At 59.6% G+C, this 23394-nt stretch carries 24 protein-coding genes; 15 read left to right on the top strand and 9 right to left on the bottom strand.

The genetic code is table 11. The features are described 5' to 3' along the window. Positions 1-53: 53 nt before the first annotated feature. The 5 genes from ACFVHU_RS06060 to ACFVHU_RS06040 all read right to left on the bottom strand — a co-directional run bounded on the left by ACFVHU_RS06060 (position 54) and on the right by ACFVHU_RS06040 (position 5056). Positions 54-896, bottom strand: a complete 843-nt coding sequence (locus ACFVHU_RS06060; RefSeq protein WP_388023136.1) for a 2-keto-4-pentenoate hydratase — start codon at positions 894-896, stop codon at positions 54-56. Continuing rightward, a complete protein-coding gene (locus ACFVHU_RS06055) occupies positions 896-1834 on the bottom strand; it encodes a 3-carboxyethylcatechol 2,3-dioxygenase (protein ID WP_388023133.1) in 939 nt (312 codons plus the stop codon). The genes ACFVHU_RS06060 and ACFVHU_RS06055 overlap by 1 nt, the downstream gene beginning before the upstream one ends. Positions 1835-2073: 239 nt before the next feature. Then, positions 2074-2928, bottom strand: a complete 855-nt coding sequence (locus ACFVHU_RS06050) for an alpha/beta fold hydrolase (RefSeq protein WP_388023130.1) — start codon at positions 2926-2928, stop codon at positions 2074-2076. Between the two features lie 134 nt (positions 2929-3062). Beyond that, positions 3063-3512: a PaaI family thioesterase gene (locus ACFVHU_RS06045; RefSeq protein WP_388023127.1), complete on the bottom strand. Its 450-nt coding sequence runs from the start codon at positions 3510-3512 to the stop codon at positions 3063-3065. Between the two features lie 179 nt (positions 3513-3691). Then, positions 3692-5056, bottom strand: a complete 1365-nt coding sequence (locus ACFVHU_RS06040) for an MFS transporter (protein WP_388023125.1) — start codon at positions 5054-5056, stop codon at positions 3692-3694. Between the two features lie 649 nt (positions 5057-5705). Between ACFVHU_RS06040 and ACFVHU_RS06035 the strand changes: the two genes are divergently transcribed. The 7 genes from ACFVHU_RS06035 to ACFVHU_RS06005 all read left to right on the top strand — a co-directional run bounded on the left by ACFVHU_RS06035 (position 5706) and on the right by ACFVHU_RS06005 (position 12168). Continuing rightward, a complete protein-coding gene (locus ACFVHU_RS06035) occupies positions 5706-7001 on the top strand; it encodes an aromatic ring-hydroxylating dioxygenase subunit alpha (RefSeq protein ID WP_388023122.1) in 1296 nt (431 codons plus the stop codon). Positions 7002-7003: 2 nt separating this feature from the next. Then, positions 7004-7345 carry a bifunctional 3-phenylpropionate/cinnamic acid dioxygenase ferredoxin subunit gene (locus tag ACFVHU_RS06030; RefSeq protein WP_388023120.1) on the top strand — a complete coding sequence of 114 codons (342 nt, stop codon included), beginning with the start codon at positions 7004-7006 and terminating at the stop codon, positions 7343-7345. Between the two features lie 37 nt (positions 7346-7382). Beyond that, on the top strand, positions 7383-8597 hold the full coding sequence (locus tag ACFVHU_RS06025; protein WP_388023118.1) for an NAD(P)/FAD-dependent oxidoreductase: 1215 nt from the start codon (positions 7383-7385) through the stop codon (positions 8595-8597). Positions 8598-8626: 29 nt separating this feature from the next. After that, a complete protein-coding gene (locus ACFVHU_RS06020; RefSeq protein WP_388023115.1) occupies positions 8627-9193 on the top strand; it encodes an aromatic-ring-hydroxylating dioxygenase subunit beta in 567 nt (188 codons plus the stop codon). A 74-nt stretch (positions 9194-9267) separates the two neighbouring features. Continuing rightward, positions 9268-10122, top strand: a complete 855-nt coding sequence (locus tag ACFVHU_RS06015; RefSeq protein WP_388023112.1) for an SDR family NAD(P)-dependent oxidoreductase — start codon at positions 9268-9270, stop codon at positions 10120-10122. Further along, positions 10119-11693 carry a long-chain fatty acid--CoA ligase gene (locus ACFVHU_RS06010; protein ID WP_388023110.1) on the top strand — a complete coding sequence of 525 codons (1575 nt, stop codon included), beginning with the start codon at positions 10119-10121 and terminating at the stop codon, positions 11691-11693. The genes ACFVHU_RS06015 and ACFVHU_RS06010 overlap by 4 nt, the downstream gene beginning before the upstream one ends. 7 nt (positions 11694-11700) lie before the next feature. Further along, positions 11701-12168: a hypothetical protein gene (locus ACFVHU_RS06005; protein ID WP_388023107.1), complete on the top strand. Its 468-nt coding sequence runs from the start codon at positions 11701-11703 to the stop codon at positions 12166-12168. A 75-nt stretch (positions 12169-12243) separates the two neighbouring features. Here the strand turns inward: ACFVHU_RS06005 and ACFVHU_RS06000 are convergent, their stop codons facing one another. Next, the gene (locus tag ACFVHU_RS06000; RefSeq protein ID WP_388023104.1) at positions 12244-13029 is read right to left on the bottom strand and encodes an IclR family transcriptional regulator; all 786 of its coding nucleotides are present in this window, start codon (positions 13027-13029) and stop codon (positions 12244-12246) included. Positions 13030-13168: 139 nt separating this feature from the next. On the opposite strand from ACFVHU_RS06000, the gene ACFVHU_RS05995 reads away from it, so the two are divergent. Further along, positions 13169-13735 (top strand): helix-turn-helix domain-containing protein, encoded by a 567-nt coding sequence (locus ACFVHU_RS05995; protein WP_388023101.1) that lies wholly within the window; start codon positions 13169-13171, stop codon positions 13733-13735. On the opposite strand, the gene ACFVHU_RS05990 is transcribed toward ACFVHU_RS05995, so the two are convergent. Then, positions 13732-13890: a hypothetical protein gene (locus ACFVHU_RS05990; RefSeq protein WP_388023098.1), complete on the bottom strand. Its 159-nt coding sequence runs from the start codon at positions 13888-13890 to the stop codon at positions 13732-13734. The genes ACFVHU_RS05995 and ACFVHU_RS05990 overlap by 4 nt on opposite strands. A 24-nt stretch (positions 13891-13914) precedes the next feature. After that, complete coding sequence (locus ACFVHU_RS05985) at positions 13915-14049, bottom strand: hypothetical protein (protein WP_388023096.1); 135 nt, start codon at positions 14047-14049, stop codon at positions 13915-13917. A gap of 350 nt (positions 14050-14399) precedes the next feature. Between ACFVHU_RS05985 and ACFVHU_RS05980 the strand changes: the two genes are divergently transcribed. The 7 genes from ACFVHU_RS05980 (at position 14400) to ACFVHU_RS05950 (ending at position 21941) form a co-directional block, all read left to right on the top strand. Continuing rightward, complete coding sequence (locus ACFVHU_RS05980) at positions 14400-15371, top strand: zinc-binding dehydrogenase (RefSeq protein WP_388023094.1); 972 nt, start codon at positions 14400-14402, stop codon at positions 15369-15371. Between the two features lie 75 nt (positions 15372-15446). Next, positions 15447-16100: a peptidyl-tRNA hydrolase gene (locus ACFVHU_RS05975; RefSeq protein WP_388023091.1), complete on the top strand. Its 654-nt coding sequence runs from the start codon at positions 15447-15449 to the stop codon at positions 16098-16100. A 144-nt stretch (positions 16101-16244) separates the two neighbouring features. Then, positions 16245-18203, top strand: a complete 1959-nt coding sequence (locus ACFVHU_RS05970; protein ID WP_388023088.1) for an SH3 domain-containing protein — start codon at positions 16245-16247, stop codon at positions 18201-18203. A 78-nt stretch (positions 18204-18281) separates the two neighbouring features. After that, entirely contained in the window at positions 18282-19247 is a 966-nt protein-coding gene (gene hutG / locus ACFVHU_RS05965; protein WP_388023085.1) for a formimidoylglutamase, read from the top strand. 113 nt (positions 19248-19360) lie between these two features. Next, positions 19361-20317 (top strand): metal ABC transporter substrate-binding protein, encoded by a 957-nt coding sequence (locus tag ACFVHU_RS05960; protein ID WP_388023082.1) that lies wholly within the window; start codon positions 19361-19363, stop codon positions 20315-20317. Then, positions 20314-21069, top strand: a complete 756-nt coding sequence (locus tag ACFVHU_RS05955) for a metal ABC transporter ATP-binding protein (RefSeq protein ID WP_388023080.1) — start codon at positions 20314-20316, stop codon at positions 21067-21069. Before ACFVHU_RS05960 ends, ACFVHU_RS05955 begins: the two co-directional genes overlap by 4 nt. Continuing rightward, positions 21066-21941 (top strand): metal ABC transporter permease, encoded by an 876-nt coding sequence (locus tag ACFVHU_RS05950; protein WP_388023077.1) that lies wholly within the window; start codon positions 21066-21068, stop codon positions 21939-21941. The genes ACFVHU_RS05955 and ACFVHU_RS05950 overlap by 4 nt, the downstream gene beginning before the upstream one ends. A 289-nt stretch (positions 21942-22230) precedes the next feature. On the opposite strand, the gene ACFVHU_RS05945 is transcribed toward ACFVHU_RS05950, so the two are convergent. Continuing rightward, positions 22231-23103 carry an HNH endonuclease family protein gene (locus ACFVHU_RS05945; RefSeq protein WP_388023074.1) on the bottom strand — a complete coding sequence of 291 codons (873 nt, stop codon included), beginning with the start codon at positions 23101-23103 and terminating at the stop codon, positions 22231-22233. Positions 23104-23394 lie beyond the last annotated feature (291 nt).

Below are 23394 nucleotides of genomic sequence, written 5' to 3'. Positions count from 1 at the left end.
AGCTTCCTTAGCTACTGGGCAAAAATGAGTTCGTGGGGCAACGGCGCGCGTTGCTAGGAGAAGTTGATGGTCAGGGAACCGAGCGCACCGAAATCCGCGGTGGCGCTGGTGTTCTGCTCGACCGGGACGGCGCCGGTGAAGGAGCCTGGCAGGATCAGCTGGCCGGCTTCCAGGGCTACACCCTGTTCGCCGAGGACATTCGCGAGCCAAGCCAGCGGGGCTACCGGGTCGCCCATGACCGCTTCGCCCTTGCCGCTGGCAACGATCTTGCCGTCGATGAGCAGCGAGCATTCCACAACAGCCAGATCCTCGATCGCGACATCCAAGGGGGTGGTGCCGACGGCAATCGCCCCGCAGGAAGCGTTATCAGCCACGGTGTCCACCAGCTTGATGTTCCAATCGGCAACTCGCGAATCGATGATCTCGATGGCTGCGTAGACTTCACCGATCGCTGCAGCTGCCTGCTCGCGGGTAATACCCGGACCGGTCAGGGTTTCCTTGAGCACGAAACCGAATTCTGGTTCTACCTTTGGCGAAATGAAGCTGCCTGCTGGGATGGACGCGTCTTCGTGGTGCACCATGTCAGCGAAGAAGTAGCCGAAGTCCGGCGAATCGACGCCCAGCTGCTGCTGCATGGCCAGCGAAGTCAACCCGACCTTGCGGCCTGCCAGCACACGGCCGTTAGCCACATGATGCTGCAACTGCGCGTCCTGAACCTGGTATGCATCTTCCAGGGTCATTTCCAGTACACGATCACGCAACGGTGGAACCGCGACCCTGGTCTCGGTCGCGGCCAGAAGTTCATTGGCGAGTCGCTTGATTAGTTCGCTGCGCGGGGCTTCGGAGGAATGGTTGCTTGCCCAATCCGCTGCGCCTGCCTGAGGAGCTTGAGTCATTACTTGATCACCGCTGTCGTTACGCCGAAACCGGCAATGTATTCCTTGATTGGCTTGTAGAACTCGTAGGTGACCTCGTAGTCACCGCAGGCCTTGAGCGCCGAGTAAGCGGCAACCCAAGTGCGAACTTCGTGCGAGGAATGGCCTGCTACGGCATCCATTTCGTCGGCATTCAGAGCGTCGAACCCGGTGACATCACCGGACTTGCAGATTTCCAGGAACACCTGGTCCCACTCCGGATTCAGATCCATGATGTCGGCCTCTCCCTTGGCGAAAGCAACGGCTGTATCGATGGTGCGCTGCTGGCGTGCCGCACGGGCCTCCGGCGTCGGCTTGCGGCCATCGGTGAGGAAAGCACGCTGCTCCTCGGTAGCGGTGGCGATCTGCGGCACAGGGGGATCATGGGAGAGCCCGCCCGAACCGATGAACAGGACCTTCTTGTCGGAGTTCTTGAAGAACTCGCCGACAGCCTGGCCGAACTTGCGAACGCGGGAAACCTTGACGAAGGGGCGGGCCACGGAGTTCACGAAAATGGGGATCATCGGCTTGTCCGACAGATTTCCGTACATGATTTCCACGGGCTGCACCGCACCGTGGTCAACTTCCATCTTGCGGCTGATGGCCGTGTCGATGTCCTGGGAGATGACATATTCTGCCAGGTCCTGGGAGATGGTGGTTGGAACGTTGATCGGTCCATCCCACGAGTTGTAGTCGCCGGTGCCCAGCGCCTCGTAGCCGATGCAGAACGGCGGCATCAGGTCGTAGAAGAAACCGTTGTAGTGGTCTGGACCGAAGTTGATAATCAGATCTGGATCGAAATCCTTGACGAAGGCGCGAGCCTTCTCGAAGGCCTCTTCAACTGCGGCTTTTACCTCAGCTGGCGGATTGGTGTGTTCCAGCAGCGGGCTGTGGGACATGCAGAGCAATGCCTGTGGCATGACGTTCTCCTTGCGGTAGAAGCAGACCGATACGTGTCGCTTGTTCTATGTTCTATTTCACTCGCTATCTCACGTCTGAGCTAGCTCGCGTTCCATCAGTCGGAACACTGAGCGAATACTGTTCAAAGTGACGTACTGCTCGTCTCAGGGATCAGGCGATTTCTGGGTTAATCAACAGTGGCGGTGTTTGCCGAAGCCTGCTGACTTGGGCAAACACCGCCACTGGGAAACTATGCCGATTAGGCGTGGCGTGCCAGATAGGAAGAAATTACCTGGTTGAATTCTTCGGCGCGTTCCACCTGGGACCAGTGGCCGCACTGGCTGAAGATGTGCGCATCGGCGTTCGGAATCAAGTTCAGCAGTTCCCAGGTGCGCGATACCGGGATGACTACATCCTGGACGCCATGGATCAGCAATACCGGGATTTCCAGCTTGGACAGGACATCGAAGTCCAAGGGCAGGTCGGTGCGGTCGCGGTCGCGGGCTGCGACTACGTCCGCCAGGCGCTCCGAAGCGGTATCGTTCAGCGCCGACTGGTAGCGCAGGGACACCAATTCGTCGGTGACCAGGGACTTGTCCACTACGAACATTTCCAAGGTCTTTCGGATGCCTTCCTCGGTGAGCACTGGGTTGGAATGGCCCTTCAAAGCTCCGGTGAGCTTGGCACCGCCGGTACCCATGGACACCACGCCGAGTAGGCGCTCAGGGAAGTCGATGGCGAATTGGAATGCGAGCCAGCCACCTAACGAGTTGCCAACGATCCAGGTCTTCTCGATGCCCAGGGCATCCAGGGTACGTACCGCGTGGCGGACCCATTCCTTGATGCCGTACTGGATGCCTTCAGGGGCGATGGTCTGGCCATAGCCCACCGAATCAATCGCAATGCAGCGGCCGGATTCGGACAGCTCCGGCAGATTAAGCCACCAGTTAGCTGCTGCGGTGACGCCGGTGCCCGAACCATGAAGGAACAGGATGGGGGTGCCATCACCGAGCTCGTGGTAGTGGGTCAGCTCGCCTTCTGCGGTTTGCAGCCACTTGTCTTCCAAACCGAAGAACTTGTCGGTGGTGTACTGCGGAATTGCGGTCTCAGTCATGGGAGGCTCCTTCAAACTTGCTCACGGGTGCCGGGCAACGATGAAAGTTGCGCACGGCGGGAATCCTAATTTCCACGATAGGAACATTGCCTGAGCAATGCGCCCTCTCGTTCCATCTAGCGGAACGAAGCAGGTTACTTGCCTACTTTGCGTTCCTTGATGACATAGGTGAACGTCGAATGCATTAGCTCTTTGCCTTCGCTGTCGGCCACGGTCACCTCGGTGACCGCAACGGAGCCGCCGCCGCGCAGGATACGCGCGGTCGCTACGGCGAAATCTGCTTTGGAATTGCTCATGTAGTTCTGGTTCGATTGCACCGCCAGCGGGAACTGGCCACTGTCTGCGTAAGCCGCCATGGCCAAGAAAGTTCCGGTGATATCGGCCGCGCCGAACTGTGCGGCGGCCGAGAACATGCCGTTGGCCTGGGCCAGGGGATCTTTCAAAGGCATACGCAGGCTGATGCTCTTGCCATCGGCGGCATGCGGCACGAGGCCAAGGGTGGTGACAATGTCATCGAAACCCAAACGGGAGAGGAAAGTGTCAACGAGAGCGTCGAGCTCTTCTACGCTGTTCGGAATTGCCATGATTGCTCCTAAAGATCTTGAACTAGGGACGAGCCCGCACACAACTGTAGGGTGCAGGCAGTGGTTCGAGTATTCAGATTTCACTAGACTTCGTCGTCTTGCCAAAAAACGGATGCGCCGAACGTGCCGATGGGACAGACCTGAGGGTTCAGGTCCGTCCCATCTGCGGTTTGATTGGATTACTGGCCGAGAACCTTGTCGTCGATGGTTTCCTCGGCGCGCAGCGTAGCGCGTGCTGTTCGGCTACGGGTTTCCTTGGACAGGTAGACCGACAGCCCAGCCAGAACGATCAGCAAGATGAAGTACCAAGCGATGTTACTGGTGCCGCCGCCGTTGCCTAGATTTATCAACCAGGTAGCCATCAGCGGAGCAGTACCTGCACCTACCAGCGAGCCGAGCTGGAAGGTCAGCGATACGCCGGTGTAGCGGTCCTGGGTGTCGAACTTCTCGGCCAGGAAGGCGCCGATCGGGCCGTACATCGATGCCTGGATGATTGGGTTGCCAACCATGAATGCCAACGCTATAAGCCAGAAGCTGCCGGAGTTGAACAAAGCGAACATCGGGAAGACCAATGCGATAGAAATACCGGCGCCAACCATCATCACAGGACGTCGGCCGAACCGGTCCGAGAGGCCCGCAAAGAATGGAATTGCGAAGATATGAACGAATGAGGAAGCGGTGAGCATCATCAGCGCCTGCTGGCGATCAACTGCACCGGATTCGACAACGTAGGGAACCATGAATATAGCTAGCAGGGACTGCATGAACAGCGGGCCGGCAGCGGCAAGGATTCCGTACAGCGAAGACAGCGGGTACTGGGTCAGCACGCGGACAATTGGCACACCGGTATGAATCTTCCCGGACTTCTGGGCTTCTACGAAGTCAGGAGATTCAGTTACGCGGTAACGCATGTACAAGCCAATGATAACCAGCGCGGCCGAGAGCAGGAACGGAATGCGCCAGCCCCAGGACAGGAACTGCTCCTGTGGCAAACCTGCGAACAGGCCGAGGATCAAGGTTGCCAGAACGGAACCGGTTGGACCTCCGGTTACCGCGATCGAAGCTGCCAGTCCGCGGTTCTTTTCCTGAACGTGCTCGGCGGCCATGAGCGTAGCGCCAGCCCATTCGCCGCCAACGGCCAGACCCTGGATTACGCGCAGCAGTACCAGCATCAGCGGTGCAGCGAAGCCAATGGTGTCGTAGGTTGGCATCAGACCGATGCCCACCGAAACCAGGCCCATCATCATCAGCGTAATGAAAAGCATGTTCTTGCGGCCGAACCGATCGCCGAAGTGCCCGAAGAGCACGCCGCCGATTGGTCGGGTGGCATAGCCAGCCAGCAAGATCACGAACGAAAGCACCATGCCCAAGGTCGGGTCCATCTCGTCCGAGAAGAACAGGTGCGGGAAGACCAAGCCTGCGGCCGAGCCGTAAAGCAGGAAGTCGTAGTACTCCACAGTCGATCCGAGGAAGCTGGAAATCAGCGCCCGACGGGATTCCTTGGTTGTTGTCGGCTTTGAGGCCGATGCCGATGCTTGATCCATTGCGAGCTCCGAGTGTCGTAAAGGGTGACGATGAAAGGCTTGGGGGCGCAGTCCCCGGCATGTAGTTGCGCTTTGAATAGTGTGAGGTGAGTTACGGCAAACTTGCCAAGCATCGTTCCGCACACCGGAACGGTAGCGAGATCTTGTCGCCAGGAGTGAGCTTGAAGATGAGCTGAAATCTGCGTTTTACTTGCGGATTTAGATGGCCGTCCGATGACTGTCGGGGCTAGCAGGTGGCGTTGGTGAGTGTTGGAGTGCATCGCAGTGACTGCTTTTGAGCACCTTGGCGGCTACGCCTTGAGTTTGGGGTTGGAAATATTTCGAACGGAGCCCTGTCAAGATTCCGGCGTGCGTGGGGCGCAGGGTCCGGCGGGCTGTTTTGCTCAGATTTACGGTCCTGAGACGCGAATGCCTGGAAGATCGTGACCCCCGCCACGCCGCCCCTTGACATCGGGGGAGCTCTTATGGTTCGGAACGCAGGGTGGCGTTATTCGCTACCCGCATGTGTCAATGGATCACGAGCAAGGTCGCCGGAGCTTAGGCGGCACCACACCAGAGCAAGGACGGTATGCAGATGAGCACCGCTGATAATTGTCCATCCGCTGATAGCTGTTCGACACAGCCGGAAGCCAACGCTTCCATCGGTCGCATGAAACGCCCGCAAGAGCTGAATCGCAACATTGATGTCAGCTCCCTTGTCGACTCCGATGGCGGTCTGATTGACCGTGCCATCTACAGCGAACCAGCAATCTACGCCCAAGAGCAGCGACGCATCTTCGCCAGCAGCTGGCTCTTCTTGGCGCATACCAGCCAGTTCAAGAAGCCAGGCGACTTCTTCACCACCTTCATGGGTGAAGATCCCATCATTGTCACCATGGACAAGACCAAGAAGATCCGCGCATACCTGAACTCCTGCCGACACCGCGGCGTGCGACTGTGCCGCGCTGACGCCGGTGCCACCAAGATGTTCACCTGCTCTTACCACGGCTGGTCCTTCGACCTGGCCGGTGCATTGAAGTCCGTGCCTAACGAGAAGGCCTACCCGGAAGATTTCGACAGGAATAAGTGGAGCCTGATCGAGGTTCCCAACGTCCAGGAATACAAGGGTCTGCTCTTCGGCAATTGGGACCACGACGCTGAGCCGCTGGAGGAAGCCCTGGGCGATATGCGTTACTACATGGATGCCATGTTGGACCGCGACCCGGAAGGAACCGAGGTTATGGGCGGTGTGATGAAGTGGGAACTGGATGGCAACTGGAAACTCGCTGCCGAGCAGTTCGCCACCGACTGGTACCACGTGAACATGTCCCACGCATCGGCGCTGATGGTCCTCTCGCCAACTGGCAAAGGCCCAAAGTCGGACATCGCAGCCACCCCGGGCCGCCAATTCGTCAGCGAAAACGGACATGGTGCTGGTTTCCCGACCCACCCGAAGTCCCGCTTCGATGCGCGTCCGGTACATGAGTACTACGACTACGAGATGCTGCGCGAACGCCTCGGCGATGCAGCCGTTGAAGGCCCGATGACTACCGGTCACGCCACAGTATTCCCGAACTTCTCCTATCTTCCGGTCAACGGTTCGATCCGCGTTTGGCACCCGAAAGGCCCGGACAAGATCGAGGTCTGGGCGTGGGTCCTGGTCGACAAATCGATGCCGGACGATGTGAAAGACGCCCAGCGCCTGTACAATCTGCGTACCTTCGGCCCCTCGGGCATCTTCGAGGCAGATGACGGAGAGAACTGGTCTGAAATCCAAGCCATCTCCGGTGGCTTCGTCACCAACCGCGTCCCGCTGAACTTCCAGATGGGCATCGGTTCGGAACGCGAAGACGGTGTCTACCCGGGCACCACCAGCGAACTGTACTCGGACGCCGCAGGCCGCGCTTTCTACAAGCACTGGGCCAAGATCATGAACACCCCGGCATGGCACGAAAGGAACAAGTAACCATGAGCACCCCATTGAGCATCGGCTCCGTTGAGGACATCGAAGAAGGCGAAGCAAAGGTTATTCCGGGCGACGAGAACGGCACCGGCAACGACATTGCGATTTTCCACGCCGAGGATGGAAACTTCTACGCACTGGACGACACGTGCACCCATGAGGATGCCTCATTGGCTGACGGATGGATCGAAGGTACGGAGGTCGAATGCCCAGTTCACTCGGCGAAGTTCTGCCTCAAGGCAGGCACCGCACTGTGCATGCCTGCAACCATCGCTGCCCGAACCCATAAGGTCGAGGTCAATGGCGAGGAATTGCTGCTGCACCCGAACGTGGACGCAATTGCCTAAATAGGCGCGCGAAGAACGACTAACGAACAGGAAGATCATGGCACCGGAATCAGTGATCATTGCAGGCGGAGGCATGGCGGGATTCACCGCAGCCCGCCAGCTGCGCGAAAAGGGCTTCACCGGCAAACTGGCAATCGTAGACCCGGAGGGGCTGCCTTATGACCGTCCGCCGCTGAGCAAGGACTACTTGCTGGCCAAGCGCGATGCAACGCAGATCCTGCTCAGTGCCGCCGATTGGTTCACCGAGAACAGCGTCGAGGTCATCACCGCCAAGGTTGTCGAACTGGATGCTGACGCACCATCGGTGGTGCTCTCCGATGGCCAGAAGCTGCACGCCGACAAGATTGTCCTGGCTACCGGTGGTACCGCCCGCCGGTTGCCAATCCCCGGCGGGCAACTGCCCACGGTACTCGAACTGCGCACGATGAAGGATGCGGATCACCTGCGTTCGGTGCTTGGCGAAGGTATTCGATTGGCTATCGTTGGCGCGGGGCTGATCGGCGCTGAGGTTGCCTCCTCGGCCCTGCGACTCGGTGCCGACGTGACCCTGATTGATCCAATCGATCCGCCATTGGTTCCGGCCGTGGGCGAAGTGTTGGCTACCCGCCTGCATCAAATGCACGGCGAAAACGGGGTCTTGGTCGTCACCGGAGTCCCCACCGAGATCACCGTCAATGGAGCTGGCGTGCACACCATTGAGCTCAGGGACAAGGGCAGGGTCGAAGCCGACGTGGTGCTGGTGGGAATCGGCATTGTTGCCGACACCGCACTGGCTTCGGCCAGCGGGCTGGACACCGACAACGGCATCCTGGTCGATGAGTCCCAGCGCACCAGCCACCCGAACGTCTATGCCATCGGCGATACCGCGCGCACCCGCTTGCCAGATGGCACTTTGCTGCGCCGTGCAGAGCACTGGGAACACGCCATGAACACCGGCACTACCGTTGCCGCGGCCCTGCTCGGACAAGATCTGCCATCGCACGGCGCTTCCTGGTTCTGGTCGGACCGCCACGGCGTGCACGTCGAAGGAGTGGGCTCCATGCTCGGCGAAGGCATCTTGGTGACCCGTGAACTCGACGGCATTCCCGTCGCCGCGTTCCGCATCGACGACCAAGGCCTGCTCGCTGGTTGCGCAGCGATTGACGGTGGTCTGATGGTGCGCGCTGCCCGCCGGATCATCGACAAGCAGAAGCCAGTGAACGCGCAGCAACTGGCTGACCCATCCATTGATCTGAAGAAGCTGGCCCGCTAGGGCTTGCCGATAGGAATTGAGGGAAAACCATGACTGAAAAAGCAATTGCAGGTAGCCAGAGACCCGAATTCGAGCTTGCTGGCGAGTTGGTTGATTCGGAACTGCACTATCGCATCTCCCAGTTCTACTTCCGTGAAGCCGAACTGCTAGATGATGGCCGCTTTGCCGACTGGTTGGAAATCTTTGAAGAGGACTTGTTCTACTTCGCGCCGCTGCGCACCAACCGCCTGCGCCGCCAAGCTGCGTTGGCTATCGGCCGCGAAGGCGAAGCAGCGTACTTCGACGAAACCAAGGAGTCGCTGGCGTGGCGTATCCGCCGCTACGACTCAGGCATGGCGTGGGCTGAAGATCCTCCTTCCCGCACCCGCCACCTGATTTCCAATGTCACCGCACATTGGGTCAGCGAAAACGAACTGTCGGTGCGTTGCGCGTTTTTGGTCTACCGCAATCGCTTGCAGACCGAAACCGATATCTACTGCGGCGGCCGCACCGACATTGTGCGCGTGCGTGAAGATGGAAGCTTCGGCGTTGCACGCCGCGAGCTGCTCTTCGACCAGAACGTTCTGCAGGCGAAGAACCTGAGTACTTTCTTCTAAACCCTTGCCTTGGAAGTGTGGCCGACCTGGAAACGGCTGGTCGCGCTTCTACTAAATCTTCAGGAGAACAACTCGTGAGCACTAAAGAGAACGCAGCCGGCTGGCTATCAGGCGACGTCGCCCTGATCACCGGCGGAGGCTCCGGCATAGGACGCGCGGTGGCCGCTCGCTTCCTCGCAGAAGGCGCCAAGGTCGCAATCCTCGGGCGCAACCAGGACAAGCTCGAGAAGGTCGTTGCGGAATCGGCGGCCCCGGAGAATATGCTGGCGATTTCCGCGGACGTGCGGGATTCCGGAGCCCTTCATGCCGCAGTGGAGCAGGCCGTTGAGCACTTCGGCAAGTTGAGCATCCTCGTGCCGAACGCGGGGATCTGGGATTACAACCGCCCGGTGACCAAGTTGGACGGAAAACAGCTTTCGGATTCCTTCGACGAGTTGTTCTCCATCAACGTCAAGGGCTACCTGCTGACCGTTGAAGCCGCATGGCGCCATCTGGTGGCCAGTGGCGGTTCCATTGTCATGACGCTGTCCAACGCATCCTTCTACACCGCAGGCGGTGGACCCGTTTACACGGCCAGCAAGTTTGCTGCCCGCGGCCTAGTGAACCAGCTGGCTTATGAGCTCTCCCCGAAGGTGAGAGTCAATGGCGTAGCCGTCGGTGGCATGGATACCGACCTGCGTGGCCCGGAATCCATAGGACTGGCCGATCGCTCGATTAGTGAATCCTTCGCCAAATCGACCATCACCGGCAATAATCCGCTGATTCCGCTGCACGACGCGTCGACCGACCCAGTCGATTTCACAGGTTCATACGTATTGCTGGCCTCGAAGAAGAATTCAAGCAATATCACCGGACAGATCATCCAAGCCGATGGCGGCATTGGCATCCGTGGTTTCGGTGACCGTGCAGCAGGAGGAGACAAGCTGTGAAAGACATCGACATCAATGCCGCCAGCGGGGTAGTGCGCCAGGCAAAGTTCTTCCCGAACCAGGAAGCACTGGTCTACGGAGATCGGACCTGGACCTACGCGCAGCTGGTGGAGGAAATCCGCGGTTATGCCAAAGCGCTGGTAGCCCGCGGCGTCAAGGAAAACGACCGAGTTGCCTATCTGGGCCTGAACAGCGCCAACTTCCTCATCATCAATCTCGCTACATGGTGGGTTGGTGCCGTCTACGAGCCACTGAACTTCCGCTTGGCACCGTTGGAAGTCGAAGATCTAGTGGAGCGTTCCCGGCCCAACGTGCTCATCGTCGAGAACGGGCACCAAGAGGTCATCGAATTGATCCCCAGCCTCGATCAGCTGCGTGAAACCACCGGGCTGATCATGGTCGATAATGACCAGCTGGCACCCATCAAGCGCGAAGTGCCAGAGTACTTCCAGATGCTCAGCGCATTCCTTGCTGCCGGCGGCGGCGCCGAGCTGGGCGATCCGGTAGCACGCCACGAATCCGATCTGGGGATCTTGATGTTCACCTCGGGAACTACCGGGGTGCCCAAGGGCGTGCAACTGACCCACGGCAACGTTTGGTGGAACTCAGTGAACGTTGATTCGCTGGTAGACACGCGCCGCGGAGACAGCAATCTGGCTGTAGCCCCGTTGTTCCACATTGGTGGGCTGAATGCCTTGACCATTCGAAGCATCGTGCGCGGTGGCCGCACCATCATTCGGCGTACTTTTGATCCCCGCCAGGCACTGCGCGACATCGAAGAGTACGAGATCAACCAGAGCTTCTTGGTGCCCGCGATGCTTGGCGCAATGCAACAGACCGACGAGTTCGAAAAGTGCGACATCTCCAGCCTTCGCACTCTGATCTGCGCCGGCGCCCCGGTTCCGCCGGTGCTGCTGGAGCAGTACAGGGCCAAAGGCGTGAATGTACAGCAGGCCTGGGGATTGACGGAGACTGCGCCATTCGCAACCTATCTGCCAGCAGAATTCACCCACCGCAAGCCAGGGTCATGCGGCATCCCAATGCCGTACACCGAGGTGCGCATCGTGGACCCTGCAACCTTGCAGGATGTGGAAACCCCTGGCGAGACAGGTGAAATGTGGGCCAAGGGTCCGAACATCACCGGGGGCTACTGGGAGAACGCGGATGCAACCGAAGCCGCTTTCTGCGATGGATGGTTCCGTTCCGGCGATATCGGATACCGGGATGAAGACGGTTACCTGTACGTCGTTGACCGCCTGAAGGACATGATCATCTCGGGCGGCGAGAACATCTACCCGGCAGAGGTAGAGCGTGCGTTGGCTGGCTTCCCAGGGCTGACCGATGTGGCTGTTATAGGCCGCCCGGATGAGCAGTGGGGTGAGAAAGTGGTTGCCGTGATCAGCTGCAAGCCGGGAGTGAAGCCGACCGTTGAGGAAATCCGCGACTACGCGACCTCGCATGTGGCTCGCTACAAGCTGCCCAAGGAGATCATGCTGCTGGAAGATGTTCCGCGTAATGGCGCGGGCAAGCTCGACAAAGCTAAGATCCGTTTCATAGCGTCGATGAGGTGAGCAATAAATGAGTCACGAAGAAAATGAATTGGACCTGATCAAGTGGCCTGATCCTTTGCCAGACAGCTGGCGATTGGCCGAAGTGCCTGCCGCCGGGGGCTTCGAGCACGGCTTTGAAATATTTGAAGCCGATCAAGCTCGGGGGCGCTGCGATGTGGTGCTTGCGCTTAATAGCGAACTGAAAGATGCCTATCCGGTCTCGGCCCATGACCGAGTGGTGTATCCGTCGGAGGATGCAGTAGCTGGCAGTGTGCAGCTGGTGTCTGAGGAAATCATGCGTCGCGACAAAGCCTGCCGCCGGTTGGTGATCGCTACACCTGAAGAGGATATAGAACAGATTGGCCGTGCTGAAAGCGCTGGCTATCGCTACGTGGTGGATGTGGATCTGCATGATCGGGCAGTAAGCCTGATGACTGCCGAACCGTCGTGGGTTCTGGAAGAATCGCGTCGGATTGATGAAGTGCCTACGCGCTAAGTGCCAGCAGCAGTTCCCCTGCTAAGACCGATGCCCCAACTCATGGGGCATCGGTCTGCTGCATTGAGCGGGAAATTAGGAGCGCTGGGCCGCGGCGGAAACGGCAGCAGCGGCGCGCGAGGCTTCGTAGGAGACGCGGCGCAGAATTGAGGTCTGGCTCTCCGGACGGAAACGGCCGGTAGGACCAGAAATGGACAGCGCCGCAACCGCATGGCCGGTGCTGTCAAATACAGGCGCGGCCACACAATTCAGGCCCATGAGGATTTCTTCGCGGTCATAACCCACATTGTCCTTGCGGATGGCTTTGAGCTCTGCCGACAGCCGGTAAGACTCGGTGATCGTGTGCTCGGTCCAGGCATACATATCCTTGGACAATACGACTTCGGCGGCATCAGGGTTGTAGGCCAGAAGCACCTTGCCGACCGCGGTGCAGTAGGAAGGCAAACGACCTCCGATGCGCGAGGGACTGCGCACAGCCAACTGCCCATAGAGCTTGTTCAAGTACACAACATCGGTTCCCTGTAGCACTGCGAGATGCACGGTCTGGCGGGTCGTTTCGTACAGGTTCACCATATAGGGGGTCAAGGCATCACGCAGGCGTGCATGGAGATCCGATTCCTGCGTGGTGCCGAGATTTTGGATCATCTTGCCGAGACGGTAGGCGTTGCCTGCGCGGTCGACTGCGCCGTTGGACTGCAAAGACGCCAGCAGGCGAAAAGCCGTGGACTTGGACAATTCGGCACGCCGGGCTAGTTCGCTGACGCCCACGCCGGTGGTGGCTTCTTCTCCGAATGCACGCAACAGGGCCATGGCCTTGTCGACCGCGGTCCGGTTATCTCGTGATGAGGCTGAAGGTGGCATCTCATGGCTCCGATCGAAGAAGACTCCTTGGCCGGAACATGTCCTCCAAAGGTTAATGGATACCAATTAATGGTGGGGATCCGCAACGCCAAAGTCAAAGATTCATGACAATGCGTCACTTATAAGAGACAATTTGGCCATGGATCACAATGAGACCATTGCGAAGAATATCCGTCGTTTCCGTCGAGAGCGAGGGCTTTCACTTGGCGAACTCTCCCGCCGTACCGGTACCTCAAAGCAGACGCTGTCGCGAATCGAATCCGGCGACGGCAACCCGACCATCGGAACCTTGGAGACCATCTGCGAAGGCTTGGGAACAAGCATGCCGGCGCTGCTCAGTACCTATGGCAGCAATATCCAACTGCAACGCGCCAGCGACGGGACGTTTCACGAGCATCCGGTAGGAGCGGTGCGCGACCTGGACCGAATTTATGGAACAGGATTCGCCGAGACCAGCATCGTCCGGGTGCAAGTCCGAGAGGAAGCCGCATTCCGCGCCCATTCTCGCGGCACCTTGCATCAGGTATACGTTATTTCTGGACGAGTCTGCATCACCGGAGAATTCGACCGGGTGGAACTTTCAGCCGGAGACAGCTTCCGCTTCCCGGGAGATATCAAGCATGGCTACTGCGCGTTGGCGAATGAAGCAGTTCTGCATGTCACCACCACCATTCCGCAGGTTGCCCAGTTCAAGCCGCTGGACTAGGCGCGTTCCTCTTTGCTGGCGTACTGGCCGGGGGCATCAATAACGGCCAGTGTGCAACGCGAGATGCAAACTAGCTTGCCAGCCTCGTTGCGGATATGGATCTGCCATACATGGGACCGGCGAACCAACTGGATGGGGGTCGCTTCGCCGTGCACATACTGCCCTGCAAAGCCCGAGCGCTAGTGGTTGGCGTTGATCTCCTGGCCGACAACATGGAAGCGCGCGCTGTCTGCTACAACGTAACCGGCCCACGATGCCAGCGTCTCGGCGAATGCCACCGACGCTCCGCCATGGAGCACACCGGCCGGTTGCACCCTGCCTCATCCACGGGCATCCGGCCCTGCAGCACGACGTTGGCGATGCCGGTGGCTTCTATGCCCAAGCTATGATTCAGCGTGCCTTCGGCGTTTGGATTCAGGATTTCGACCGATGGGGTCGAATACCAGATTGGTGCTGTCTGCTCGGGCAAGGATGCTCCTGGTGACTCCTAAAGACAAGTGATTTCCGTGCTTGACTCCATTGGGCGGTAGAGCTGTGTATCAGCAGATCATTCCGCCCTACGGCACACTCCATGGACAACGCCGGCCAGCTCTCGAAGACTGGGAGTAAACCGAGCTTCCTTGAACCTAAAGCTCGCCCTCGAGATGTCCCAGGAGTGTAGTACATGCGCGCAGCCGTAGCCGTTTCGCAGAACGCCAGCGACCCGTTGGCCGGACTGGTTCTCAAGGATGTCCCGGAGCCAGTTGTGAAACCAGGATGGGTGAAGGTTCGCGTCAAGGCCTCATCGGTCAACATGCATGATGTGTGGACCCTTCGAGGTGTAGGGCATGACCCGAAGAACATACCCATCATCCTGGGCTGCGACGTAGCCGGGGTGACCGAAGGCGGGCGAGAAGTCATTATTCACCCCGTAATCGCCAATGCTGATGCCGGAGAAGGAGATGAAACTCTCGACCCTAACCGTGCGCTGCTCTCGGAACAGCATGACGGCGGATTCGCCCAGTACATTGTCGTTCCTGAACGTTGCGTACTCGGCAAGCCTGCATCGCTAAGCTTTGAGGAGGCCGCCTGCCTGCCAGTGGCATGGTCTACGGCCTATCGAATGCTATTTACCCAGGGCCAGCTGCGCGAAGGGCAGAAGGTCCTGGTTCAGGGCGCAGGCGGGGGCGTTGCCAGCGCGGCCATAGCCTTGGCCAATGCAGCCGGCGCAACTGTCTACGCAACGAGCCGTTCAGAAGCGAACCGCGAACTGGCACTCGAACTGGGAGCTGCCGAAGCCTTCAGCACCGGTGACCGACTACCAGAACGCGTCAACCTCGTGATTGAAACCGTTGGTGAAGCTACCTGGGCGCACTCCCTGCGCTGCCTGAAACCTGGCGGAGCCATTGTCATTGCCGGCGCCACCAGTGGTACCAGCCCAGAAGCTGATCTTGGGCGCATCTTCTACCAGCAGCTTCGAGTGATCGGCTCCACGGGTTCGACCCGCGACGAGACTGCTGCCATGTTGGAGTTTGTCGAACGGCATCAGCTGCGTCCGGTTATCGATCGCGTTCACCCGCTGGATGAAATCCATCTGGGATTCCAGGCCATGATTGACGGCTGCTTATCCGGCAAAGTTGTCATCGCGATTCCATAGTTCACTTTTACTTCGGCTGGCGCTCGCCCGAGGCCTTTGCATTATCCGCACGGGTCATCCACATAGAATGAAACCATGACTGAACTGCGCGATCGCGACCCCGGAGAACTGGTCCAGCCCATCATCCTGCGAATCGACAAGGAGGATCCGTCGAGCGAGGACGAGGGCCTGTCAGCGGTGGCACGAGCAGCAGTGATTTCCTATCTGCAAGATCCGCAGAACCCGGATTGGCAGCAGTGGGCTTCACAGGATTACGCCAAATCGGTGCGCCGGGCCAATCCCAAGATGTTCGCCAAAGTGCTGGACATGTTCCCCGAGCAAATGGTCAGCGAAGTGGGCAAGGCCCGAGCCGTTGGCTTGCCTCCGTTGCCGGCCGCGGACTTGCCGAAGCTGATTGCCAAACTGCAGGTCTCCGGCACGCAGCTGCCCAAATCGGACGAAGTCCTGGACGCGCAGATCAACATCGTGCTGAACAAGTCATTGGACATGTCCACGGGCAAGGCCGCAGCGCAGGCAGCGCACGCGCTATTCGCCTGGCTGACCGAATCCCCAGTGGAACCTGTCGAAGCGTGGCTGCAGTCCCATGCTCCGGTGGGCATCAGGCACCTGCCGCGCAGGGAATTCGACCGCTTGTCGCAGCAGGCCGCTGGACCCGTCATCCAGGATGCCGGACGTACCGAAATCGAACCGGGATCCGTCACTGCTTTCGTCATTTCCAAAGCACGCTAGATCTTTCGAATCCAAGCAAGGCGAAACCGCCGTGCTTGTGCCATGATTTTCTAGGCGGTAACAGTATTGTCACCACAGCGGATTGCTGTGCACTTCCGTGGGCCGCAGGAAACGGCAGTATGCCCTTGCTCGAAAGCACTCACATTGAAATATACGAATCGTGTACTGGGCCTGTTGCTGGCCCTGATGCTGGCCTTCGGGACCGCAGCCGGTGCCAGCGCATCAACGCAGGCTCCAACTGGCCTTGTGCAGCTTGCTGCCGCTCCTGCATTCGCCAAGCAGACCACCGCCAACCTGAATTTGCGTAAGTCGCCATCGGTCCGATCCGCGTCGCTGCTAGTCATTCCCGAAGGTGCCAAGCTGCTTGCGTCCAGGGGTTCCTCCGGTTGGGTGCAAGCGACCTATTTGAAGAAGACCGGCTGGGTCTCGGCTAAGTACCTGGCAACGCCGAAAGCGCCAGCACCGGCAAAGCCCAAGACTTCTGCCGTGCGCTATCTGCTTTCCTTCCAGCCGGTCCGCAAGAAGGCATCGGCCGCATCACCGGCCTTGGCCGGGGCGATGCGCAAAGCCAAGGTCCAGCGTCTGGGCGCAACTGGCGCCTGGAGCCGGATCAAGATCGGCAAGATCACCGGTTTTGTGCCCACAAGCCAGCTGGCCACTGCAATGCCGGCACCAGTGCACAGGTATGCGAAAACTGCCCAAGTCCTGCGGAAGTCCGCATCTGCCAAGGCAGCACGAGTGGCAAGTGTTCCAGCGGGAGCCAAGGTCGAGTGGCTGCGTACCTCAGGCTCATGGGCCTATGCCATTTCTGCCGGAAGGCGCGGATGGTTGCCCGCCAAGCAGCTGTCTTCTAAACCGGTTGAAACCCGGAAAACGAGCGGGAACCGTTGGCTGATCAGCAGCAGCGTCCTGCGCCAGTCCAATCGCAGCTCATCTCCATCCCTTGGAAGCCTTGCGCCGGGTGAAAAAGTCGGCTTGTACGCAACCCGAGGTTCCTGGTCCCAGATCAAGTCCCAGCGCGGCGCCGGCTGGGTGCCTAGCACTAGCCTGTCCAGCACCGCCTACAAGCCCGCCAACCCATCGGCTCGCTGGATCCTGGCTAATACCGCCCTGCGCGTCGGCGCTTCGGGCTCTGCCAAGTCCCTGGGGACCGTGCCAGCGGGGTCCAAGCTCACCCTGCACGGCACGTCGAATGGCTGGGCGCGAGTGAAGACTTCCAAGACGATGGGATGGGTTCCATCAAGCGTACTGGTGGTCAAGGCCTACACGCCGCTGAAGCAGGCCAAGCGCTGGACGACGGCTAATGTGCACCTGCGCTCCGGGTACTCCACCGGCCATAAATCACTGGCGGTCATCTCCAAGGGCCAGCAGGTCAGCGTCCTGGGAACGGCCAATGGCTGGACGCGAGTTGCCTCAACGCAGGGCACCGGATGGATCAGCAATGGCTATCTTGCTACTAGCAAACCGCAGGCGCCGCGACCGGCACCGGCACCGAAAGCCGAATACCGCTGGACCACAACCAACGTGAACCTCCGCGCCGGCGCGGGAATCAGCCACCAGAGCAAAGCCGTGCTGCCAGCGGGGCAGAAAGTCGCCTACCTGCGCAGCGATTCCGGATGGGCGCAAGTCGCCGCTCCCCAGGCCACCGGCTGGGTCAAGGAAAACTACCTTTCCAAAAATGAGCCGGGAACGTTGCAACCCGATGCGCAGCGCGTCATCGCTGCGTTGCAGGGGAAGACCGGCGATACTATCAGCGCCATTCATACCATTCGAAGCGGCTCTGCCGGGCACAGCTCCGGGAAGGCCGTGGACCTGATGATTCGCGACTACAAAAACAGGCAGCGGGTTGCCCAGGGCCAGAAGCTGGCCCAGTTCCTGCTGGATAACCGCAGCCAGCTGGGTATCTATTACCTGATCTGGCAAGACCGGATTTGGCTTCCCACGACAGGCTGGACGCCGTATTCCGGATCAGGAAAGTACGGAAACCAGTTCACCGGCAATTGGAATGACACCACGATGCATATGGATCACATCCATGTGGAGGTCTACGGCAACTCGGCCACGGGAGGTCCGCTGGACTACGGGGTGCTGCGAACCCGCTAATCTGCTGCTGTCTGGTGTTTCAGACGAAGATGCGCAGGGGGCATGGCGTACTCGCGGTGTCTCTGGTCAGCTGGAACCATGGAGAATTTTAAGCCGGAATTGGCTGTTGACCGGGCAGCGGCTACGTGGAGCGGGCGCAATGACGGTGCCGGAGAGCAGCACCTGAGATGGCATCAGCAAATCAACCGCAAGGCTGACGACCAGTCCGGCGGGCGGGGACCGGCAGCGCTGCTCGGTTTCGCTTCGGATGCCGGCGTGCTGCGCAACGAGGGCCGGGCCGGGGCGGCGCAAGGACCGCAGGCGCTGCGTGCCGCCTTGGTTTCCCTGGCTATCCACGAGCCACGGCTCCTGATTGATGCTGGTGATGTCGTGGTATCTGGCGATGAGCTTGAATCAGGGCAGGAGCGGCTGGCGCAGTCGGTGAGCGCTTTGCTCGGAGAAGGGACGCTTCCAATAGTGCTCGGCGGCGGCCATGAAACGGCTTACGGTTCGTTCAACGGGCTTTTCCGGCATTCCAGCCAAGAGCCTGGAACCCGGCTGGGCATCTTGAATCTGGATGCGCATTTCGATCTGCGCAGTGCTCCGCGGCGGAGCAGCGGCACCCCTTTCCTGGATATTGCCAAGGACCTGCAGGCGGCGGAACAAGATTTCAACTATGCCGTGGTGGGCATCAGCAAACCGAACAATACCCGGGTCCTCTTCGAGCGGGCCCGCGCCCTGGAAGTGCGCTACCTGCTTGACGAGCAGTGCACTGCCGGGCAGCTGCCTTCCGTCCTGGCGTTCGTTGCCGACTTCATGGAGAGCGTAGACAAGCTGTACCTGACCATTGACCTGGATGTGCTTCCTGCCTCGGTCGCCCCCGGGGTCAGCGCCCCTGCCGGATTCGGGGTGCCGCTGGAAGTAATCCACGGGGTCTGCGCGATGCTGGCGCGCAGTGACAAGCTGGCGCTGGTCGATGTTGTGGAGTTGAACCCATCATTGGATATCGACGGAAGAACGGCACGCACCGCAGCCAGGCTGGTCAATACCCTGCTGGGGGTCTGAAGCAGGAGGCCGCACCGAAATCTGCCGACGCGAACTTGCAATGTTCGACCCCTCAAACATTATGATTGAGGGGGACGAACTAATCGTCATGGCGAGATTTGGAATGGTGTGCAATGGTGCGAACCCTCAAGCCCCGATCACGTGCGGGGCAACGCGCAGGCTGGCTGGCTGCTGGCTTGGCATGCCTGTTCGCGCTCGCTGGATGCGGCGGTAGCCAAAGTGCCGTGCCCGCCGACAGCCAAGACCACCGGCCGGTGGTGCTGACAACCTTCACGGTCCTGCAGGACATCGCCCAGAATGTCGCAGGCGATCACCTGCGCGTTGAATCAATTACCCGTCTTGGTGCGGAGATCCACGGTTACGAACCTACCCCTGATGATCTGCGCCGGGCATCGCATGCGGACCTGATTCTCGATAACGGGCTGAACCTCGAAGCCTGGTTCCAGCAATTCGTCGAAGGCAATGACGCTCCGCATGCCACCGTCAGCCAAGGGATCAAGGCCATCGATATCGTCCAGGAAGAAGGTGCGGGAAAGCCCAATCCGCATGCGTGGATGAGTCCATTGAACGTGAAAATCTACGTGGACCGCATGGCAGATGCATTTACCGAATTGGACCCGGCCAATGCGCGCGACTACCGGGACAACGCCAAGGCCTACCAAGCCGAACTGCAAAAGGTACACGACGAGCTCGAAGCGGCACTGGCACAAATCCCCGAACGCCAACGGGTACTGGTGACCTGCGAAGGGGCCTTCAGCTATCTGGCCCGGGACACCGCTATGGCCGAAAAGTATCTCTGGGCCGTCAACGCGGAATCGCAGGCTACGCCGCGCAAGGTCGCCGCGGCGATTGACTATGTCAGGGAAAACGATGTTCCTGCGGTCTTCTGCGAATCCACGGTCTCCGATGCGGCCATGCAACGAGTCGTCGAATCCACCGATGCCTCCTATGGCGGAACGCTCTATGTGGACTCGCTCTCCGAGCCTGGCGGTCCGGTACCCAGCTACCTGGACCTGATCTCGCATGACACCAGAACCATCGCCCGTGCCTTGAAAGGCGGAACACCATGAACGCGAAGCCCAGCGATGCCCTCGCAATTGATGTCTCGGCCGCGACCGTCCACTACGGCCCCGTGCTGGCCCTGGACCATGCCTCCTTGCAGTTGGGCCGCGGACGGGTCTGCGGCCTGGTCGGAATGAACGGCTCGGGCAAATCCACGCTGTTCAAAACCATCATGGGGCAGATCAAGCCCGACACCGGCAGCGTGCGCATCAACGGCACCGACCCGCTGCAAGCTCGGAAAAGCGGGCAGCTTGCCTACGTGCCGCAAAGCGAAGCCGTGGATTGGAACTTTCCGATCTCGGTGCGTGAAGTGGTGATGACCGGGCGCTACGGGCAATTGGGATGGACCAGGAGAGCCAGGAAGAGGGACCACGCCGCCGTGGATGAAGCCCTCGAACGGGTGGAGCTGGCCAGCTTTGCCAACCGGCAAATCGGCCAGCTCTCCGGAGGACAGAAGAAGCGTGCCTTCGTCGCCCGATGCATTGCCCAGGGCGCCAATATCATGCTGCTCGATGAGCCTTTCGCAGGCGTGGATAAACGCAGCGAAGCAACGATCACCAAGCTGTTGCGCGAAGTTGCTGATGAAGGCGGCAGCGTGCTGATTTCCACCCACGACCTGCACGCGCTTCCGGAACTTGCCGATGAAGCGGTGCTCCTGATGCGCAAGGTGCTGATGCATGGACATCCGGATCTCGTGCTGCAGGCAGAAAACCTGGCCCTGGCCTTCGGGCTGGATCCCATGAAGCGAGGCGGGGAATGAACCTCATTGAATTGCTAGCTGAGCCGCTGGGCTACACCTTCATGGTGCGCGCCCTGCTGGTTACGATCATCGCCGCGGTACTGTGCGCGGTCCTGTCCTGCTGGCTGGTCCTCATTGGCTGGTCCCTGATGGGCGATGCAGTCTCGCATGCGGTCTTGCCCGGAGTCGTGCTGGCCTACATCGTGGGTGCTCCCTTTGCCCTGGGTGCCGTGGTCTTCGGATTCCTCGCGGTGGCCCTGATCGGGGGAGTCCGCGACACCACCAAGCTCAAGGAAGATGCTGCCATTGGCATCGTCTTCACCACGCTCTTCTCCATCGGGCTGGTGCTGGTCTCGGTCACGCCGAGCCATGTGGATCTAAACCACATCATCTTCGGCAACTTGCTGGGCGTCTCGGCCAATGACCTGTGGCAGGTCCTGGTGCTTGGCGCGATCACCTTCGCCATCCTGATTCTCAAGCGCAAGGACTTCACCCTCTATGCCTTTGACCAAACGCACGCACATGCCTTGGGGATGAGCCCGCGGATCATCGGTGCGGTGCTCCTGGGGCTATTGGCCATGACCTCTGTTGTGGCTTTGCAGGCGGTGGGCGTCATCCTGGTAGTTGCCATGCTGATCATCCCCGGCGCCACGGCCTACCTGTTGACCGATCGATTCGGGAAGATGCTTCTGATCGCACCGATCCTCGCAGCCTGTGCAGGAATCCTGGGGGTCTACATGAGCTATTACCTCGATGCATCAACCGGCGGAATGGTGGTTCTGGCCCAGGCGGCGATTTTTGGAATTGCCTATCTGTTCAGTCCGAAGCAAGGACTCATTGCCACCCGGCTGGCCAGCAAGGGGCGGCGCAAGGCGCTTGCGGCGAACGCGTAGAAGGCGGTGGCAAGTTTCCCGCAGCTGAAAGGAAAATGGCGTGTGAGACGTGCGCTCGCCGGCGACAGCTGATGGGCAATGGATGCACGCATCAGCGAATCAGCGTACTTCCCATGGCCGGCAACGCTGCGGCAGGTCCTCTCGATTCATGGCTGGATCCGGATCCGGGCGATCCGGCGCATGGCTTGAACCTCCACCCGACCACCCTGCTAACTGGAAGGGCGCTGCCCTGCGCTGCGCCCGGATGGGCAGCTGAATCAGTTGGCTCGATCGGGACCTGCAAGCGGCATTAGGCGCGCCAGCGCAGTTTGCCCTTGGCGTCGGTCTTGCAGGTGTAGAGCTTGCCGGCCTTGGACTTGCCGCGCTTTCCCTTGTCTGCCTGCTTGCAGTAAGCGCCCGGATGCACGGTGCCCTTGACCACGGAAGGAGCCTTGTGCACGTCCTTCTTCGGGGATGCCTTGGGCTTGGAACCGGCAGGCTTGATCGTGGTGACTTTCGCGGCCTTCTGGTTGCGGCAGCTCTTGAGCACTTTGGCCATCGCCTGCTTTTCGGCTTTGGTGACCGACAGCGCGTACTTCTTCTTGACGCTGATCTGGGTGGCTACGTACTGGCATCGGAAGGACTTGTTCTTGGGGAGCCATTCAGCTGTGTTCTTATCGCCCTTTTGGCGATTGGCAGAGGCATCAGCGACCATCAAATTCAGCGGGTCGTTAGCCAGAGCCTGGCGCTGGGCCTGGGAAAGCTTCTGGCCGCCGGAGATCCACGCGTTCTTCAGGGAAACCACGTGGTCAATGTCGACGCTGCCTGACTTGACCTTCCAGTTGATCCTCTTGCCGGTGTAGCTGTCATGCAACGTGCCCGAAGCTAGGGTGCACTTCTTGCGGTCCTTGAACTTCACCTTGGACATGTCCCGGGACAAGGTGTCCTGGCGTTCATCGCATTTGTCCTTGTCGAAGTCCTTCCACCCATTGCCGAACTTCTTGTTCCGGTTGTACCCAGTGGCGGCCGCCTTGCCCTTTACCGGCAGGGTCTTGAGCATTGCGGTGGCCTTGGGGCCCTTGAGCTTCGCCCCGGGAAGGACCTTCTTGCTGCTGGTGGCAGCCCGTTCAACCAGCAATGGCCGATCTGTTGCCAGCAGGTCTTCAACCGGTGCGGGATCCATCCCGGTAAGTGCCGAAGGTTCTGCCGGTGCGCTGCATCCAGCGAGCACCAAAACTGCAGCGCAGAGCGCAGCAATGAGTTTTCTTGGCAAGGTGATGTCTTTCAAGAGAGTGTGAGCGCAGGAGTTCGCCAAGAATGCTGCAATGTACCCCCATGTAAAACTTGTACATTGCAGTATCCCTGGTTGATCATCACTTTAGACTATTGGCCGGACAATCAGCACCCTGGGTGCAGGGACGCGTCGATGCCACGGGCCTTCCGCTTGCCGTTGACCAGGACCTGGAAAGGCTAT

It is taken from the genome of Glutamicibacter sp. NPDC127525 (assembly GCF_042672105.1).
In the GTDB taxonomy this organism is placed as follows: Bacteria; Actinomycetota; Actinomycetes; order Actinomycetales; family Micrococcaceae; genus Glutamicibacter.
Note: the sequence above shows the minus strand (reverse complement) of the source record. Positions and strands in the feature narration are given on the sequence as shown.